Here is a 19258-nt window from a genome sequence, read left to right as displayed (position 1 = left end):
GTATTGGGGAAGAAACTAAGAGGTGGGACGGATGAAATTATCTAGTAAGCAACAAAAACAAATATTATTGAAAAAGAAAAATGATGAGAAGCAGCAAAAAATTAACGTTGTGAATGGGGATTTAGATTTATTATTGATGGTTTTACTTAAAAAAGACGCTCAGTTGCGTCACGATGGGGAGTGGTCGTTACTCGCCCACACTGGTGAAATTAAGAGCTTGTTATTGAAAATGAAACGGATAACGCACCGTGATTATAACCTTAAATTAACGTATGACATCGATCAAGTAACGGGCCAAAAACGCCGCGTTACTAAATATTATGAAAACCTCAATGCGCCTAAATTAGATTTACTCAGTTTTATTTACAAGCTGAGTCCTGAATTTTACGGGGCGGTCGCCCAAGAGGAAATGCCAAGTATCACTGAATTGGCAACAACTTTAGCAACAGTCAAAGCCGATGAATTACGGGATAATGGCCTGAGTGTAGACGATGCGGGTGATATTGTCGTGGTTGAATTAGACGACGGGGATGACGTGGCAAGTCCACAAAGCACCAATAATGACAATCCCGAATTGACGGCGCAGGTACAGGAATTAACGAGTCAAAATACCCGCCAAGCCAAGAAAATTACGAAGCAAATCAAGGAGTTCCAACAAAAAGTGAAGGAACTTGAGGACGCAACGCATCAGGTACACATGCTTGAAGGTGAATTGGATAGCACACGCGCGCGCCATGTAGCGTTGCGTAAAAAAGACGCGGACACGATTATCGACCTTCGCAAGCAGGTGAGTGCGACTGAGAGTTTGCTGCGCCATGCAAAAGAAACCCCAGCCGAACTTCAACGCCAACTGGAGCGTGCAAATACAGAGCTAAACGATGTGCAGGAGCAATTAGCTGCCAAAAATACGCAATATGTTGATTTGCTAGCCACATACAATGAAAGTTTGTACCTAAAAACTGACGAACCGGCTGCTGAAATGAAGACCACTAAGCCGATGGAAAACGTGCCTGCAATTACAGCACCACAACCAGTCAGCCCAGTCGTTCCTACCAGCACCAATGATGAATTCAGCGATGCCAACATTATTCAACAAGCGCTGATTCAACAAATTCGGACGATTAAACAAAGCACCACTGCGGATGTTGATGTGACGGTCTATGAACAACAAATTGCCGCCTTAAAACAACAAAACCAACAATTGACGCAACATGCTGTAGCGTTAACGCAGAATTTAAGTACTAACAATGAACTGATTAGTGAATTGCAAAATCAGCTGGCGGATGCACAGACATTTAAAGCGGAAATCGACACACCACAGAGCCCTGTGGAACCAGTTGCTAATACGTCAATTCCCGAGCGCATTGCCGAATTAGATCAGTTGCTCAGCCATGAGAATTGGCGCGCTTACTCCGGTTTGTACGCGCTAGCTCAGCATGTGTCGCTGGTGACTGACCGTGATGTGGAATTTAACATTTGGGAACCAGATACCGGAATCTTGACCAAAGGGGATGGCGGCGAATATGTGCTGCTTTCAAAAAACGGGCACGAATATGCCGACCTTGATTGTAATGGCTACGATTTGAATGATTATCCCAACGATACAAAATTCGCGATTCGCATTCAACGTTACTCGCAAAAAGTAAAATTGATCGAAGAACTCGGGCAAGTATCTGACCCAGTAGACCCGAATCCTGCCGACGCTGAATTTGCCAAATTCAAACGAGTTTTAGCTGGTAAAAAAATCTTGCTCGTAACATGGATGCGCATGACCCGGCACAAGCAATTGCTGGAACAACTCGGCGCCACCGTCACGATTTTGGACACGAAGCAAAAAAATGACAAACAAGTGTGGCCACAAGTATTCAATACGCAATACGACATGGTCTTTGCCTTCATGAATGGTATGCACCACGCCACTTATCACGGCATCTTGGATGGCTGGAAAAACCGCAACCGCCCAACTCACATTCGTATCCTGTTCGACACTAATCCGATGGGGCTAGCCGAAGACTCATACTACACGCTATCCGGCAAGCAAGCCCAAAGCTCACTCCGCACAGTCGTCGATGCGTTTAGTGGCGAGAAATAATATTTTAATGTAAATTAGCAGTACCAAACGAAGCTAGGACGCAGTAGGTCTTAGCTTTTTTGCTGTCTGAACAAAAGTTTAATAATCGTTGGAAGTATAATAATTAGGACGTGAAAACGGCGGTCTGTAGCTGTTTAGACGAAAGTATAATAATCATGAAAAGTATAATAATTTACAAGGGAATTTGATACCACTACAAAATGAAATGTCGTCGTTTGAACATGTTAATTGGTGTGATTTGGTACATTGTTTATTGGGAATCCCACTATGTTCCAAGTACTAGTCGCACAACACCAAAAAGCAATCGCTGACATAAATGTGAGCGATTGCTTTTTTGACGTAATAAATAATAACTAGTGATTACGCTTCTTTTTAAAGGCGTACAGAGCAACTAGACTAGTCGTCAACATCGCACCGAGGACTGGCAGTAAGTAATTTTGAATGCTACCTGATTTTGGTAGCATTGTGTCACTTTTAGTTGCTTCAGTATTCGTGGCGTGCTGTGTTTTGTTGCTGTTATTAGCGGCATTTTTCTTGCCAGTGGAGTCACCACCACCGGTGCCAGGGAGCTTGTTGGCAGGTGTTTTATCCGTATCAGAAACCGGATTTTTATCGGTGTTTGTGGGAGTGGCAGGAGTTGGATTGGTAGGCTTGGCAATTGGTTCCGTGGCTTGCGGGGTGTTTTCAGTTTTTCCTGTCTCGCCGGGATTATTTGTATCGGGGCCAGTGACATTTTCATCATAAACAAACTTATAGCTACGGCCAGCGTTATCGCCTAGTGAAATTGAGGTATCGATTAGCTCATGCGCACCAGCCCATTCAAAGTCTGAGACTGCCCGCGACGTCGGCGTTTTACTGCCGTAAAGTTCTTTGAAGGTGTAGCCATCAATACTTTGGGCAGACAAGGTGAGCATGATGTCAGGAGAATCGTCAAACGTTTGGGTCGGCGCAATTTCTTTGTCATTGGCATCCACATAATAGATGGAGAACGGTGCAGCCTTAGTGCGGCTATACTTATACACAAGCTCATTTGGCCCAGCTAAAAATGTGCCCGGAGTAATCGTCGATACTAGTTCGACAGCGCCGTAACCCGGCACAGTTGGTATTTCGGGCAGGTCGTAACTTTCACCGACACGCCCAGTAAACGTAATGGGTGTTAGTGACGAGATGATGTTATCGTTATCATCGATAAATTTATAGGTCATCGTGCCACCAAGGGTCCAGTGTTCGTCTTCAGAGTAATCATCCGTGTAGTCAATATATTCATTGATATAATCGACAAAGGTTTGTGCGGAGGCGATTGAACTTGTTGATGTGTCACTCGGGAAAACAATACCGGCTAGTTGGATATTGGAAGCAAAGGTATGGTCACCTAAGACTAACTGTGGGTTTAAGTTACCAACTGTAATTTCCTTGACTGAAGCAAAGTTAAAATTGTAGTCTCCAAGAAAAGTTAGCTTAGGTAAATTAACTAAACGAACGGTCGCTAATGGAATATCATAATAAAAAGTTTCGCTACCAATTGTTTGTAACTCAGGTAGGTTTTCAAAGGTAAGCGAGGTGAGATTGGTATTTGTTGCAAAAGCTCCTTTACCAATTTCGACTAGATGATTCAGGTTAGCTAATTCAATGGATGTTACATTTGCAAGGCCATCGAATGCATACGCGCCAATTGAAATTAGATTTGGCAGGGTTGAAAAATCAATGCTGGTAATTGCAGCATAATCCGCAAAAGCACTATCAGCAATCACAGTTATATCGTTGAGTTCAGGGGCAAATGTTAACGCGCCATCCCAATCAGGCGATTCGCTAATTGCCATTCCGGCTGCGTTAAAGCCGTTGATGGTTGTCCCAGTGATATCGAGTTCATCGCGCGTGAACACATGCGTTTCCGAGCCAATTTTAGCGGTCGGCGTTGATTGCTTGGTTCGTGTAACTGGTTTTGCTGTTAGCGTGTTCTTTTTTGCCGTATTTGGCGAGTCAGTTGCGGAACTAGCTTTGTTGGCAATTGATTTTTTAATTGGTGCAGCCGGTTGAATTACTTGTGGACTAGGCAAAGGTGGCATGATGTTTGTTGAGTCTGAAAGCGTGGCCGGAGCTAATGGAATGCTTGCATCAGTATCGGAAACCAAATTGTGATCAACTTGTACCGTATCAGTGGTACTTAATGTATCAGCAGATACTAACACGCTAGGTCCCATGCTACTAGCCAATGTCATGGTGGCAAGACTTGTATAAAGCAGTTGTTTGTGGCGCTTTATTGTTTTTGTCATGTTCTTAATCTCCATCCGGTAATAGTATTACTCAAGATTACCGGAGAAATGCGAAGAGAATATGACCGAAATCAAGTGAAAAACCGGAAAGTTTATGCCGTTAACATAATGCGGGGATCTAATGGAGTAAGCACGGTTTTGCACGTATTGCTTGCAATTGCTTAATAATCAAGCGCCACCGGTAATCGTATGATATTATTTGAAAATAATAGGTGTAATAAATCATTGGAAATCATGAACGCTGTTTTTGATTAATGGTCTAACATGAGCACTCAATTTCCAACATGGGGGATAAAAAATGTTGTATCATCGATTTTTATGGCAGTCTATCGGGGCTTGGATTGGGCAAACTGTGTTTGTTGTGTTTTTAATATTGTTTAATACCCGCCACTATTTAATTAGCATGGATGTTACGGGATTATTAGTACTTATTACGGCCGGTGCTTCGATTGTGATGAATATCTTTTTTAATAAGAAAATCAGGGAAAGAAAACGGGAAATAGGTGGCCGTAGACAACTGTGACTTAAAATAATAACCAATTATGAGTAAGCTTAAAAAGGTAGTGCGTTACGTGAATTAGCGCATGAAGTCCCATTTGGGTTGTATCGATTGTTGACGGAATAAAGAAATATAAACACTGCTATTTGATTTGTATAGATAGTGGTGTTTTTTTGCACCCGGAATCAAGATTTGACTAACAAATAACGGGACATCACGTACGTTAAATGATAAAATATCATAAATGTTAAGTTATTACTATGCAAAAAGGGAATAGGGGATGTTAATGGATTCAGAACAGTTTAAAGAGATGGTTAATCAGCAACTCAATGTAAAACCAACTAATTTGCTCAAGGCGACAATTGAATTTTTTACACATGTTTTTGATTACCGTAGTCGGGCCACGCGCAGTGACTACTGGTTTGGTAATTTAGGTTGGCTACTGATTGTAGTCATTTACAATGTTTTAGCGGCATTATTTGGACTACTTGTGGGTAAGGAAAATTTCCACCTCAATACATTTACGATTGGCTGGGCTAGTTTTACACTTGGAATTGCACTTGCTTTTTTTCTGTGGATTGCCTTGGCGGAGTTAAGTTTAAACGTTCGCCGTATGCATGATGCCAATTGGCCATGGGCGCTAATTATTTTATACCCATTTGTCCCATTTCTGTGGCTTGTAGTCGCATTAATGCCAACCAGCTTGTATGCGGCGGTCCAAGATTGGCAACTGCCCCACCAAACCGAAACGGCAAGCATTTTAACGAAACTACCAGTCGCAATCGCCTTTGGGGTAATAGAATTGGCAATTGTGATTGGGGTAACTGTTGTAATGCCTAGGTTGTAGGAGAATTCATTTATTATCATTTGCAATACAAGGGAGAGCTTAAATGAAAAAGTCGATTGGTGTCATTGGATTATTGATCATTGGGATTGGAGCTTTTTTAATTTATCAATATCCGATACAAAAACATCAAGCAACGACAAATATCGACAAGTATATGACCGAGCAAAAGATTAAACCGCAACAAGTAGCAAAAATGCAGTTTAAAAAGTCATTTTATTGGGGTGGCTATGATGTGAAGGTTAGGTTAAAAAATGACCCGCATTATTACGAATATGTGTACAGCAACGGCGCGTCAAACGGGAAATATCATGTTAATTATTTTGAGTATGACAGCTATGCAAATGAGGTAGATTCAACAAGTAAGGCCCATTACGCAACGCTGACAAAATAAAATGAGATTCACGATTGACGGGGGGAATGCAACTCGTGGTAATAAAAGCGCATAAGATAATTGCAAGCATTGTAGGTTTACTAGTTTTAGTATTGGGTGTCGCGTGGATAATTAACTTCCCAATGCAAAAAGCAACGTCAAAGCAAGATACAATTGAGTATATAAACACGAGCAACATTTAAAAGTGGGATTAATTAAATCAATTAGTCTTAAGAAGAACTACATGATGAAATGGTTATGATGTAGCGGTGAAATTTAAAGACGATCCGAAGCACATTTATGTTTATGAAAGAAATATATCTGGATGGGGTGACCGACCTTATCATATTTATTTAAACGTCGAAGACTTAAATGGTAGCAGCGCTGACACCAACGATAAAAGCGTTAAACACCTATCCCAAAATTAAATAACGAGGAATTGGATATAATAAATAGTTAAAAAAACATCCCATTTATACGGCGGTAGGCTTAGTGTTGGGAGTTATGCTACTACTATCCATTCTAGGTGTAATCACGTTTTTCATGTAATCAGCTAGTGTGTCGTTAAAAACAATTCTAAGACGAGTTTGGCAGCATTTTGCTAAACTCGTCTTTTCTTATTGCTTAGTAATTTTATCCTTAGTCACAGTCCACTCAATATACCGCCTCTCCAAAAAAATATTTAGTTACAGTATTCACAACCGGGTAACCAAATAATTAAATTCCACCCAAAAACATGCTTAAGTCTGCACTTTGTGTCCGCAAAAAATTCAAAGTTTGTTGCGATAATTGCAAGTGACAGAAAAGCAATTGGAGGGAAATTATGAAAACAAGACAGCAACGAAAGGCAGTTAGCCAGCTACATAACAGAAAGTCGGCGCAAGAAATTTCGCGCCAAAGTAAGCGTTTGGCTTACGCTAGTTTAGCGACGGTGACATTACTTGGTGGCATGGGGGCGACCCCGACTGTATTAGCTGATGAAATATTTAGTGAACGTTCAGAGTTGAGCGAGCAACCAGTAAATGATACCCCCACGCTTCCTAGCAATCTCAATGACGAGAAGCCTGAGTTACCAGTGGCGGATGTTACGCCTGCACCGGCAAATGAGCAAGCAGACGATAAAATCACCGCTGAAGATACGGCTACTCTCACAATGGCGGAGCCTGCGCCGTTACCAACAAAAGACATAACGCCGGCACAAGAAAAACTAACGTCAGCAAAGAATAAATCAGCTAAAACTGCAAATTCAAAGCTGAAAAAACTGGAAAAAGCGTCCCGGCTAGGCGATCAAGCATATGTCTTTACGAAAGATGATTTAGTTTTTACCGATACTAATAAGACCGTGATTGCTGGTTTTAGTGACGATTTCCTGCAAAATCGTTATGCCGACTGGAATGGTGAATTGGTTTTTGATTCTGCTTTAAGTAATGTCACGGGAATTGATGACTATGCGTTTTACGGGGTTGAAAATTTAGTGAGTGTTAATCTTAATGCACTTACTAATTTAACGACAATCGGCGATGCAGCTTTTCAGGATAATGTTAATTTGACTAACGTTAATTTTGCTAGTTTACCTAAATTGACTACAATTGGTGCGAGTGCATTTGATGGCTGTTACAACTTGGCCACGTTTAACTTTAGTGGCACGCCAGCGCTAGAAACGATTGGTATTTCAGCGTTTAACGGTTGTACGAATTTGACGGGGCTCAATTTTGATAATCTCACCAAGTTAAAAACAATTGGTAATTCGGCATTTGCGGGTTCTGAAAACGTCACGGGGATTAATTTTGAAAAATTAACTGCGCTAGAAACGATTGGCGATTGGGCCTTTGCGGATACGAGTTTGACAACTGTTAACTTAATTTCGCTGCCACATTTATCGGTAATTGGTCAAAGTGCCTTTGCGACGCCAGATGCGATTATGAAAAACGTGACACTGAAAGATTTACCATTGTTAACAAGCGTGAATGATCAAATGCTTGGTAATTGTGCCACACTCGTATTGGAAGACTTGCCGGGGATTGAAACGTTACCTAATCAGGCATTTAGTAACAAAAATATTGAAAAGATAACGGTGCAAAACTTACCAAATTTAACCACGCTTGGGCATAATGTGTTTACAAATAACAAGCTTGAAGAAGTTAATTTACTTAATTTACCAAAACTCACGACACTTGGTGACGCACCGTTCCATGCCGCGCATAATCTGGAAACTGTTACATTGGATAATTTACCGTTATTAACCAAAGTTCCGGATCAAGCATTCACACTTAGTCAATCTTTGACGACGGTTAATTTTAATAACTTACCTGCATTGACGACAATTGGCGAAAAAGCCTTTGAAATGTGCAATAGCTTGGCCAACCTTAATTTTGATGATGTTTCAAAAAATTTGACGACGATTAGCAATGGCGCGCTGATGGGTTGTGGTGCGCTAGAGTCTTTTGATTTTGGTCAATTTCCTAGCTTAAGCACGCTTGGTGACCAGGCGTTCGGTGGCAGTGGGTTGAAGACGGTTGATTTGAATTCATTATCGGCCTTAAGCACACTTGGTGCTGGCGTGTTTAGTGATTGTGAAAATCTGACGACTGTTAAACTTGAAAATCTTCCGCAGCTGACGACAATTGGCGACGGGGCATTGGGCAGTGCCGTTCAGAATGCGACGTTCAAAGATTTACCATTACTCGAGAATTTTGGGGATGATTTATTTGAAGGTACTTACGATTTGACAACGTTAACGATTGACAATTTGCTCGGACTCACTAGTTTTGAAAGTGATAGTTTTGCGGGAGCGGATTTCCAAAATTTAACCACGGTTAATTTATTCAATTTACCTAATCTGATTACATTTGAGTATAATGCGTTTTCTGAGTTACCAAACTTAACGGCTGTTAATCTTGAAAATGTCGCCAATGTGACCATGATTGGCGATGGGGCATTTACCAACTGTGAAAATCTCGCCACGTTTGCTTTTGAAAAATTAACTGGCTTAACAAGAATTGGCGAAGGTGCGTTCTGCACAACTGGGCTGACAACGATTAATCTGAATGGTTTAGCGGATTTAAGTTCGATTGGTTATGATGCTTTTTCTTTCAATGCACAGCTAACGAGCGTTGACTTTGAACAACTGATCGGTTTAACAATCATTGCCAATTATGCATTTTCAAGCAATGATAATTTGACCGCGTTTGCTTTTGAAAAAATTCCTAACCTAACGACGATTGGTGCAGGTGCGTTCAGTGATACGGGGCTGACAGCAATTAATTTAAGTGGACTAACCAATTTAACTTCGATTGGGAGCTTTGCTTTTTCGAATACACGAAGCTTGCAACAAGTTACGGTGGGTGAGTTGGCACCAGATATCATTGCTGATTTTGCCTTTTTTAACACGCGGCCGGGTGGATTTGTGGTTCCAGCCGATGCCAGTGCGCTGGATACAGCACGTGCGTTTATTGATAAAATCAACGGTAATGAAGCTAGTGGGAGTTATAATGAATTTTTGAACGCTGATCGGTGGACAATTGGTGCCAGCATTACGTACAAATACGTGGATGAGTCGGGAAAGGTCATCAAGCAAGACACTGATGGTCACTCCGTAATTCCATTTTCATTCACTGGCTATGATGGGGCGTCGTATGATATTCCCGCGGTTCCTGAAATCAAAGGATATGACGAGCCTAAGCTCATTAGCGGTGACGAAACCGGCGTGTTGGCACCATTTGCTAATGAAATTGTGTACCAATATCGGACGGAAGCACAGCCGTTCACGATATTTTGGGTGGACACCGATGGTAATGAATTGGATTCGCAAACATACAGCGGCTATATCGATGACGAGTTTGATTTGACCCCGAAATTAATTCAAGACTATGACTTCCAAGAACTTGCGGGTAGCGTACTCGCAAATGACAATACCCGGTCAGCGAGTGATTTCAATTGGATGACTGCGACTGAGTTGGCAGGCCAGAAAATGAAATTTGGTGACAATAATGGGCGAAGTTACAAGTTCATTTATGCTAAAAAGGTGGCGTTGCCCGATGACAATAATAATCAAGGGCAACCAGGCGACAATGGCACGACGGATACCAAACCGGACAAGCCTACCGGCAAGCCAGTAGTGCCTGGTAATATTCCAGGACCCGCTGGCGGTACTAAGCCTGCCAATAAGCCAATTAACAACCCCACTAACTTACCAATTTCTGGTGATGATAAGCCAAGTGGTACTAGCGGGACTCAAGGTGGAGGTACAACAACGACATCACAAAACAGTGTACAACCAAATAACAATTCGCAAACAACGCAGGCACAAACAGGTTCATTGCCTAAGTCTGGGCGGGTGACGGATTATTTATTACCGGTTTTAGGTGCAGTGTTAGTCGGAATTATCGGTTTGGTGACATTCCGCAAACGCCGCAATTAGTGCAGTAATAAATTAATATTTTAGGATTGGCAGTGGGACGAAAGGCGGGTTCCGCGAATGGTATCTGCCTTCGTCCGTTCCATTCCTTCTATACAATAGGCGCGATTCCCTCCGTATATGCGGATATGTGGAAACGCGCCTATTTTGGTATCTGGAAACTTTGGTTCTATATATTCGGTGCTATTTCGTCTGACGTGGAATTTATAAAATGTGATGAGATGTATGATTACCGCTAAACCTGCAGCGACAAGGATTACGGCATATTACTAGTCAGAATGCCTACGCAAACTAACGAAGAGACTGGTTCCAGCCTCGTAGTGGGAATCAATCTGAGACATATATCCAAATTCCACGCCAGAAAAATTTTAGCCCGTTGCTTCCAGCGTGGTGCGCCAAGTAATTTACTGGCACGCAGTGGCCAAGTTTATTCAATCCCACGTAGAATAGAATTAAAACTTTGTAAACTAAGTTGACACAAAAACGATAAAAGGGTATCTTAATATGAAAGATGTTAGCATGCTAACATATATTTTTGGAAAGGATATTGATATGGATGACTCGTATTTAGGCTTCGAAATTCGGGAGCTGATGATTCTCATGCAACGCCGAATTGAGGCTGCTAATAAGCAGAACCTAGCGAATTTGCACGGGATGCAAATCTGGACATTGCTCTACTTATTCGAGCACAAGGACGAAGAAATTTTTCAACGAGACATCGAAGACCAATTTTCAATTCGCCGCCCAACGGCAACTCATTTATTACAGCGTCTCGAAGAACTAGAGTACATTCAGCGTGTACCAGTTGATTACGACGCTCGTTTGAAACGAATTATGCTCACGGACAAGGCCGATGCGGTCTACCAAAAAATGTTGCAGGCAAAAATTAATTTGCAAGAAACGATGGAATTGAATATTTCAGACGATGAAAAGCAGCAATTCATCACCACGCTTAGAAAGATTAAGGATAATCTGCGCTAAATAGTTGGCAATGCCAGTTAGCGCATAAATAACATTTACAAAAAGAATGGAGATTACGAATGTTTAAAGTACTTAAACGGATGTCGAAGAAAGAAGTGGGCTATGTCTTAGTCAGCTTGATTTTCATCGTCAGCCAAGTTTATCTGGATTTGAAATTGCCAGATTACATGTCAAAAATCACGATGTTGATCCAAACCAAAGGAACATTGCATGAAATCCTGAAGGAAGGGAGCTTCATGTTGCTCTGTGCGCTGGGTAGTTTGCTAGCCGCTGTCATCGTGGGCTTCTTCGCCGCTCGGGTAGCCGCTGGCTTGTCACGGAAGTTACGTCGTGATGTGTACTATCAAGTTTCCGAATACTCAATGGCCGAAATCAATAAGTTTTCAACACCATCATTGATTACGCGCTCAACTAACGATATTACCCAAGTGCAAATGATTGTTGCCATGGGGCTCCAATTGGTGATTAAGGCGCCAATTACAGCCGTTTGGGCAATTACTAAGATTTCTAACAAATCATGGGAATGGACGACGGCAACTGCTTTGGCCGTGGTTTTCCTATTAGTTGTTATCGGCATTATCATTACATTTGCAATGCCTAAGTTCAAAATTATCCAAAAGTTGACCGACCGTTTGAACAGTGTCACCCGCGAAAACCTAACTGGGATTCGGGTTGTGCGCGCGTACAATGCGGAAGGTTACGAAACGAACAAATTTGAAAAAGCCAATGACGATATCACGAAGACTAATTTATTCGTTCAACGGATGATGGCCGTGATGATGCCAGTGATGAGCTTGATTTCAAATGGTTTAACATTAGCCGTTTACTTGATTGGCGCCAGCTTGATTGAATCAGCGGTCGGTATCCAATCACGGATGTCACTATTTTCTGACATGGTGGTTTTCACGTCATATGCGATGCAAGTTGTGATGGCGTTCATGATGTTAACGATGATTTTCATTATGCTTCCCCGTGCCAGCGTCTCTGCTAAACGGATTATGGAAGTTATTGAAACTAAATCTTCAATAAAAGACGGTACCAAAACAGCCGGCACAGCTGGTGTTGAAGGAACAATTGAATTTAAGGACGTTGCGTTTGGTTACGCGGACGGTTCTGAAGATGTGATTGAAGGGGTTAGTTTTACCGCAACTAAGGGGCAAACCGTGGCTTTCATCGGTTCAACCGGTGCTGGTAAATCAACGTTAATCAACTTAATTCCCCGCTATTACGACGCTACCAAAGGTTCAGTGTTAGTGGATGGTGTCGATGTGAAGGATTACTCAATTGAAACATTGCACGACAAAATTGGTTTCAACCCACAAAAACCTGTGATGTTTAACGGCACAATCCGCAGTAACATCAGCTTTGGTGATACTGGACATGCACCATTAACCGACGAACAAATCTGGCAAGCGCTTGATATTGCGCAAGCATCTGAATTTGTGAAGAAGTTACCGGATGGCCTTGATTCAGAAATTTCACAAGGTGGTTTGAACTTGTCAGGTGGTCAAAAACAACGGTTGGCGATTGCCCGAGCGATTGCGCGCCGACCTGAAATCCTCGTGTTTGATGATTCCTTCTCAGCCCTTGATTACCGCACAGATAAAACTTTACGTGATACGTTAACGAGAGAAGTCAAAGACACAACCAAATTAATTGTTGCGCAACGAATTGGGACGATCATGGATGCAGACCAAATCGTGGTGCTCGATCGCGGTAAGGTAGTTGGCCTTGGCACGCACAAGGAACTCCTCGCCAATAACGATGTGTACCAAGAAATTGCTTACTCACAACTTTCAAAGGAGGAATTAGCATAATGAGCGAAGAAAAGAAAACGACTACTTCCTCTCGAGGCGGTGGCATGGGTATGGGCGGCCGTAACCGTGGCAAAGGTGAAAAGCCAAAGAATATTAAAAAAGCACTGACGGATTTAGCCGTATACTGTAAGCCGTATTTGGTACCCGTGATTCTTGCGGTGGTAACAGCAGCACTTGGTAGTTACTTTACCATTATTGGCCCCGACCAATTGAGTAAGATTACAGATACAATCACCGCAGGTATGATGGGCAAAATCGATATGGCGAAAGTTGGCCGTATCGGGGTCTTCCTAGCGTGCTTATATGGTGCCGGGGCGCTCTTGACGTATGTGCAAGGATTTGTCATGGCAACTGTAACGCAAAAAGTTTCCAAGCGTTTGCGTAAAGACATTTCAAGTAAAATTAACCGCTTGCCACTGCGCTATTTCGATGGGCACCCATATGGTGATACGCTTTCACGCGTGACCAATGACGTGGACACTATCGGACAAGCAATGAATCAAAGTGTCGGTTCATTAGTGTCAGCGATTACGTTGTTTGTCGGTTCATTAGTGATGATGTTTAAGACGAACGTAGAAATGACTTTGACGGCTATTCTGTCAACGGTAATCGGCTTTGGTTTGATGATGTTGATTATGGCGAAGTCCCAAAAATACTTCAACAACCAACAAAATGGTTTGGGTGAAGTGAACGGGTTCGTGGAAGAAATTTACACGGGTCACAATGTCGTGAAAGTTTACAACGCCGACAAAGAAATGATTAACAAGTTTGATGACATTAACGACCGTCTTTACGATAGTGTGTGGAAATCACAATTCTTGTCAGGCTTGATGATGCCCTTGATGCAATTCATCGGTAACTTCGGTTATGCTGCGGTCTGTGTGGTTGGTGCGGTCTTAGCGATTGATGGCAAGATTTCATTTGGTGTGATTGTTGCCTTCATGGTCTACATCCGTATTTTCACCCAACCATTGACGCAAATCGCCCAAGCGGTGACAAGCTTGCAATCCGCTGGTGCCGCAAGTGAACGGGTCTTCACTTTCTTTGCTGAAAAAGAATTGGAAGTGGAAACTGACCAATTGAAGCACATCGAAAACGCGACTGGTACAGTTGAATTTGACCACGTACGCTTCGGTTACGATGAAAACAAAATCATCATCAACGACTTCTCCGCTAAGGCTGAATCTGGTCAAAAGGTGGCGATTGTTGGACCCACTGGTGCTGGTAAGACGACGATGGTTAACTTATTGATGAAGTTCTACGAAACCAATTCCGGCACCATCAAAATTGACGGTGTCCCGCTCGAAAACTTAACCCGTGAAGCGGTCCACGAACAATTCACGATGGTGCTCCAAGACACGTGGTTGTTTGAAGGTACGGTTAAGGAAAATATCATCTACAACCAAAAGGGCATCACGGATGAACAAGTCATCGCTGCCTGTGAAGCTGCCGGCGTCGACCACTACATCAAGACGTTACCAAATGGCTATGATTCTGTGATTGAAGCGGACGAATTATCAGCCGGTGAACGCCAACTCTTAACGATTGCTCGTGCTTTAGTTAAGAACGCACCAATGCTAATCCTTGATGAAGCCACTTCATCTGTTGATACGCGGACGGAAGAATTGATTCAAAACGCCATGGATCACTTGATGAGCAACCGGACTTCATTTGTGATTGCGCACCGCCTGTCAACGATTAAAAATGCCGATTTGATTTTGGTTATGAATGATGGTGATATTATCGAATCTGGTAACCACGCTGACTTGTTGGCGCAAAAGGGCTTCTATGCCGACTTGTATAATTCACAGTTTGAGAGTGTGGCTTAATTAGTTTTTGATTTGTTCGCTGCCACTCCGTATTGGAAATTACTTGGCGCACCGCGCTGGAAGCACATGTTCAAGCCAAAGTGCGGTCTTGAACAACTCGGATAAGCTGGGACTCTACGGAAATAAATTTCCAAGATTCCTCAGCTTATCCTTGGCGGCGATACATGCTTCGCATATATCACCCCAGTCGCAGTGTAAAGGCTCCGCCCGCCAAGTAATTTTCAACACTCCGTTAATTTGAACAAAAGAAAAAATTACATGGTGGTAATAAAGTTGCAGTACTAAAATTTCCTAAATAGTGCGATCAAATCAGGGATAAGAATGATGACTAATAACGATGAAATCGGCAAGATTATGCAGCAAGTTTTTAGTTCCGATAAGATGTACTTTCGGATTGGTGAACTTAGTGAAATGGCCGGCGTTTCTAGTCGGCAATTGCGCTATTGGGAAAAACAAGGGTACATCGAATCGGTGCAACGCGAAGGCAAGCAACAAGCGCGCGTGTTTCATTTTTCCCAGTATGGGCGGGTAACTGGTATCAAGTATTACTTGGATGCCGGCTATACCTTGCAAGCAGCAGTGGGAAAAATTGATGAATCAAGTAATATTTCAACCTATGTTCACAAATTTGTTCATAATGCGATTCGCGCAATTGAAATTAGTGAAAAAGGCGTCAACGTTGATTTGGGTTGGTTCGATGAGCCAAAACAAATTCGGCTGATTGCCGTGTTGGAAGATGAAAAGTTTGTTTATCAGTTGAAACAAGAATAGCTGTCCACGAAAAAGGAGTAATCCTGAAAAAATGGTTACTCCTTTTTGTCGTTGTCGAGACCATCGAGTTTTAGACTAACCATTGTATATATGCACGCGAACGCTTACTGTTAAGCCATAGGGGTAATAAAATATGACAAATATAGTAATACTTGGGGCACATGGGAAAATTGCGCAGTTAACAAAGGATAAATTGTTAACGCAGACGCAAGCCCATTTGCGGTTGTTTTTACGCGATGCTGCGCGGATGGAATCTTTGGCTGGGAAGCGAATTGAGGTCGTCGAGGGGGATGTGACCGACTTAGCCGAGTTACAAAATGCGCTCACTGATCAGGACGTGGTTTTTGCAAGCTTGGCAGGCAATAATATTGTTGAACAAGCCAGCAAAATAGTAACGGCGATGCATGCAACACATGTAAAACGCTTGATTTGGATTTCGTCACTCGGTATTTATGACGAAGTTCCAGGAAAATTCGGCGAGTGGACGCAGCAACAACTTGGCGCGCATTATTTGCCAAGTTATCGGGAAGCCGCTGATGTTATCGAAGCGTCTGACTTAGCTTACACGATACTTCGCCCCGCATATTTGACGGATAACGATGAGACAGAATACGAAATAACGCAAAAGCATGAAGCATTCAAGGGGACTGAAGTTGCGCGGGAAGCCGTGGCGATGCTAGTGGCCGATTTGGTTAACCATCCTGAGCAAGAACTTGGTGAATCAATCGGGGTAAATAAACCGAATACTGACGGCGATCGACCAATGTGGATTAAGTAGGGCCGTTGCCGGTAAGAGAAGTTGCGTTCATGATGGTGTGAATTCCGCACGCTAAATCAACGCCTGCTTTTGCACATTGTAGTTATCAGTTACAAATTTGGAATTACAAAAACGATTTTGGTGGATTAATCTACCAAAATCGTTTTTTGCGGAAATACATTTAACCGGTAAAAACAGGTTAATCCGCTGAAATCAGTACCAGCGCGGGTTGCCCAGAAGCTCACTATTGAGCATGATGAGAGCGCTTTCATTTCGGGATAAGGTGTGTTAAGCTTCTCGATGTAAAAGGATTTACGAATATAACAATCAGTGAATGCTTACAAAGGGGGAAGAGTCATGTTATTAGGGAGTGTGGAAGCCGGGGGAACCAAATTTGTGTGTGCGGTTGGTGATGAAGATTATCGCGTGCAAACCAAAACGACTTTTAAAACGACGAGCCCTGAAGAGACGCTCGCCAAAACAATTGCATTTTTTGCACAATTTCCAGAACTCGATGCATTGGGGATTGCATCGTTTGGACCAATTGAAATTAGGCGCAATGATCCTAAATACGGGTATGTGACTAAGACGCCAAAGCCCAATTGGTCGGATACAGATTTTGTGGGAACCATCAGTAAAGCAATTAAAGTCCCGATCGCATGGACCACGGATGTGAACGGGTCGGCATATGGCGAATATACGGCAGCAACGTTATTCAATGAAAAAAACGATAGCATTGTATATTATACCGTCGGAACTGGGGTCGGAGCCGGAATCGTGGTTGATGGCGAATTTCTTGGCACAACTGGGCACCCTGAAATGGGACATGTCCGCGTAAAACGGCATCCCGATGATCTGACGTTCGCCGGCATCTGTCCGTATCACGGCGATTGTTTGGAAGGCTTAGTGGCCGGACCAACATTTGAAGCCCGTACTGGAAAAAAAGGGCAAGATGTCAAATCAGATGATCACGTTTGGGATATTATGGCTTACTATTTAGCTCAAGCAGCTTTGCAAGCGACACTAACTTTGCGGCCCGACAAGATTGTCTTTGGCGGTGGTGTGATGAGTGAAACGTTCTTAGCGAAGGTGCGCACGCAATTTGCCGAATTGTTAAATGATTATATTGAAGTTAAAGATTTAAATGAATATCTGACATTGCCAGTTGTGAAGGACAATGGTTCCGCTACGATGGGGAATTTTGCACTGGCAATGAAGGAACTCAGTAAATAATTTGTCGTTGGCGTTAAATGAATTTTGAACATAATGGGGGGATGTGAGTGTGATGCAGTATTAAAATAGCTTCAGGGGGAAAATTTAAAATGCATGCAAACATGGGGGAAAATGAACATGGCAAAAGAATTAAAGAATATTGAAATTCCAAACATTACTAAGGATACCTTACCAGCAACGACGCGTAGTGCGGTCTTAAATAAGGTGTTCGATATTGAATTGAAAGATACACCATTAAAGGCAATGAAGCCCACCGATGTACTAGTTAAAATTGTCGCAGTCGGTCTTTGCGGATCTGACGTGCACTACTACGATACCGGACACATCGGCGACTTCGTGGTTAAAAAGCCCTTGATTCTTGGGCACGAAAGCTCCGGCGTAGTTGTCGCAGTGGGGGATGAGGTTAGCAAGTTAAAGCGTGGCGATCGGGTGGCGATTGAACCCGGCGTTCCGTGCGGTCATTGCAAAAATTGCCGTAAAGGTAAGTATAACTTGTGCCCTAACATGCAATTCATGGCAACTCCACCTTTCGACGGTGACTTGTCAGAATTAATCGTTTACCCACAAGACTTTCTCTTCTCATTACCAGATAACATTTCATATGAAGTTGCGACATTAAACGAACCATTCTCAGTCGGCATTCACGCGTCTGAAAAATTGGGCATTAACCCAGGTTCTACGGTCTTGATTTCTGGCATGGGACCAGTTGGTTTGTTAGCAATCTTGGCAGCAAAAGCATTTGGTGCCACAACGATTATCGTCAGCGATGCTGAAAAATTGCGCTTGGATACGGCCCTGAAATTGGGTGCAACTGATGCGATTAACATCAAGGAAACGAGCGTGCTGGATTCAATTATGAGCTTGACGGACGGAGAAGGCGTGGACTTTGCCATTGAAGCCTCTGGTAACGTTGGTGGCGAACAAACTGCTTTGGCAGCGTTGAGCCGCGGTGGTAGTTTGGCCTACATTGGAGTGCCAACAACCGACGCCGTGCCATTGAACGTGCCATTCATGACCGACCACGAAACGACGATTTACGGGATTTTCCGTTACGCCAACAACTACGCAACAGGAATCAAGATTTTGGCCCAAAATACAGAATTGGTCGAAACCTTGTTAACAGATTTCTATCCACTTGAAGAAACGCAAGCCGCATTGGAACAAACACGAACCAATAAAGCCGGTTCATTGAAGGTGATTGTATACCCCAATGAACAATTGCGTAAATAAACAGGCATAAAATTCAGTTCAGTCTACGTGAACTGATAGGACTGGAACGTAACTCAAAAAAGGCTTAACCATGCACAAATGTGTGTGGTTAAGCCTTTTTTTGGCTGTATTTTTTTTAGCGTGGGATTTCAATATCTCACGC

General features: G+C 42.7%; 12 protein-coding genes. 11 read left to right on the top strand and 1 reads right to left on the bottom strand.

Annotation, left to right across the window (positions count from 1 at the left end; all coding sequences use genetic code 11):
* The first annotated feature begins 31 nt into the window (after window positions 1-31).
* Window positions 32-2092: a GumC domain-containing protein gene (locus EQG49_RS04040; protein ID WP_133362767.1), complete on the top strand. Its 2061-nt coding sequence runs from the start codon at window positions 32-34 to the stop codon at window positions 2090-2092.
* Window positions 2093-2445: 353 nt separating this feature from the next.
* Here EQG49_RS04040 and EQG49_RS04035 read toward each other — a convergent pair whose 3' ends face one another.
* Window positions 2446-4365, bottom strand: coding sequence for a leucine-rich repeat protein (locus EQG49_RS04035; protein WP_165964770.1), 1920 nt, complete (start codon window positions 4363-4365; stop codon window positions 2446-2448).
* Window positions 4366-5150: 785 nt separating this feature from the next.
* On the opposite strand from EQG49_RS04035, the gene EQG49_RS04030 reads away from it, so the two are divergent.
* From EQG49_RS04030 to EQG49_RS03985, 10 genes are all read left to right on the top strand, one after another.
* Window positions 5151-5711: a DUF805 domain-containing protein gene (locus tag EQG49_RS04030; RefSeq protein ID WP_165964769.1), complete on the top strand. Its 561-nt coding sequence runs from the start codon at window positions 5151-5153 to the stop codon at window positions 5709-5711.
* 43 nt (window positions 5712-5754) lie between these two features.
* Window positions 5755-6102, top strand: a complete 348-nt coding sequence (locus EQG49_RS04025; protein WP_133362764.1) for a DUF3139 domain-containing protein — start codon at window positions 5755-5757, stop codon at window positions 6100-6102.
* 802 nt (window positions 6103-6904) lie between these two features.
* A complete protein-coding gene (locus EQG49_RS04020) occupies window positions 6905-10501 on the top strand; it encodes a leucine-rich repeat protein (protein ID WP_133362763.1) in 3597 nt (1198 codons plus the stop codon).
* Window positions 10502-11017: 516 nt separating this feature from the next.
* Entirely contained in the window at window positions 11018-11479 is a 462-nt protein-coding gene (locus EQG49_RS04015; RefSeq protein ID WP_165964768.1) for a MarR family winged helix-turn-helix transcriptional regulator, read from the top strand.
* Window positions 11480-11538: 59 nt separating this feature from the next.
* Entirely contained in the window at window positions 11539-13296 is a 1758-nt protein-coding gene (locus EQG49_RS04010; protein WP_133362761.1) for an ABC transporter ATP-binding protein, read from the top strand.
* 50 nt (window positions 13297-13346) lie between these two features.
* The gene (locus EQG49_RS04005; RefSeq protein WP_207668563.1) at window positions 13347-15125 is read left to right on the top strand and encodes an ABC transporter ATP-binding protein; all 1779 of its coding nucleotides are present in this window, start codon (window positions 13347-13349) and stop codon (window positions 15123-15125) included.
* Between the two features lie 321 nt (window positions 15126-15446).
* A complete protein-coding gene (locus EQG49_RS04000) occupies window positions 15447-15896 on the top strand; it encodes a MerR family transcriptional regulator (protein ID WP_133362759.1) in 450 nt (149 codons plus the stop codon).
* Between the two features lie 133 nt (window positions 15897-16029).
* Window positions 16030-16674 (top strand): NAD(P)H-binding protein, encoded by a 645-nt coding sequence (locus EQG49_RS03995; protein ID WP_133362758.1) that lies wholly within the window; start codon window positions 16030-16032, stop codon window positions 16672-16674.
* A 336-nt stretch (window positions 16675-17010) separates the two neighbouring features.
* The gene (scrK, locus tag EQG49_RS03990) at window positions 17011-17886 is read left to right on the top strand and encodes a fructokinase ScrK (RefSeq protein ID WP_133362757.1); all 876 of its coding nucleotides are present in this window, start codon (window positions 17011-17013) and stop codon (window positions 17884-17886) included.
* 117 nt (window positions 17887-18003) lie between these two features.
* Window positions 18004-19116, top strand: a complete 1113-nt coding sequence (locus EQG49_RS03985; protein WP_133362756.1) for an NAD(P)-dependent alcohol dehydrogenase — start codon at window positions 18004-18006, stop codon at window positions 19114-19116.
* The last annotated feature ends 142 nt before the right edge of the window (window positions 19117-19258 follow it).

This window comes from Periweissella cryptocerci (genome assembly GCF_004358325.1).
In the GTDB taxonomy this organism is placed as follows: Bacteria; Bacillota; Bacilli; order Lactobacillales; family Lactobacillaceae; genus Periweissella; species Periweissella cryptocerci.
The sequence above is the reverse complement of the archived record's forward strand: the minus strand, read 5'-3'. Positions and strand labels throughout refer to the sequence as shown.

Coding starts and splice junctions, on each gene's coding strand:
- EQG49_RS04040 (WP_133362767.1), top strand. CDS start 32: ATGAAATTATCTAGTAAGCAACAAAAACAAATATTATTGAAAAAGAAA.
- EQG49_RS04035 (WP_165964770.1), bottom strand. CDS start 4,365: ATGACAAAAACAATAAAGCGCCACAAACAACTGCTTTATACAAGTCTT.
- EQG49_RS04030 (WP_165964769.1), top strand. CDS start 5,151: ATGGATTCAGAACAGTTTAAAGAGATGGTTAATCAGCAACTCAATGTA.
- EQG49_RS04025 (WP_133362764.1), top strand. CDS start 5,755: ATGAAAAAGTCGATTGGTGTCATTGGATTATTGATCATTGGGATTGGA.
- EQG49_RS04020 (WP_133362763.1), top strand. CDS start 6,905: ATGAAAACAAGACAGCAACGAAAGGCAGTTAGCCAGCTACATAACAGA.
- EQG49_RS04015 (WP_165964768.1), top strand. CDS start 11,018: ATGCTAACATATATTTTTGGAAAGGATATTGATATGGATGACTCGTAT.
- EQG49_RS04010 (WP_133362761.1), top strand. CDS start 11,539: ATGTTTAAAGTACTTAAACGGATGTCGAAGAAAGAAGTGGGCTATGTC.
- EQG49_RS04005 (WP_207668563.1), top strand. CDS start 13,347: ATGGGCGGCCGTAACCGTGGCAAAGGTGAAAAGCCAAAGAATATTAAA.
- EQG49_RS04000 (WP_133362759.1), top strand. CDS start 15,447: ATGATGACTAATAACGATGAAATCGGCAAGATTATGCAGCAAGTTTTT.
- EQG49_RS03995 (WP_133362758.1), top strand. CDS start 16,030: ATGACAAATATAGTAATACTTGGGGCACATGGGAAAATTGCGCAGTTA.
- scrK (WP_133362757.1), top strand. CDS start 17,011: ATGTTATTAGGGAGTGTGGAAGCCGGGGGAACCAAATTTGTGTGTGCG.
- EQG49_RS03985 (WP_133362756.1), top strand. CDS start 18,004: ATGGCAAAAGAATTAAAGAATATTGAAATTCCAAACATTACTAAGGAT.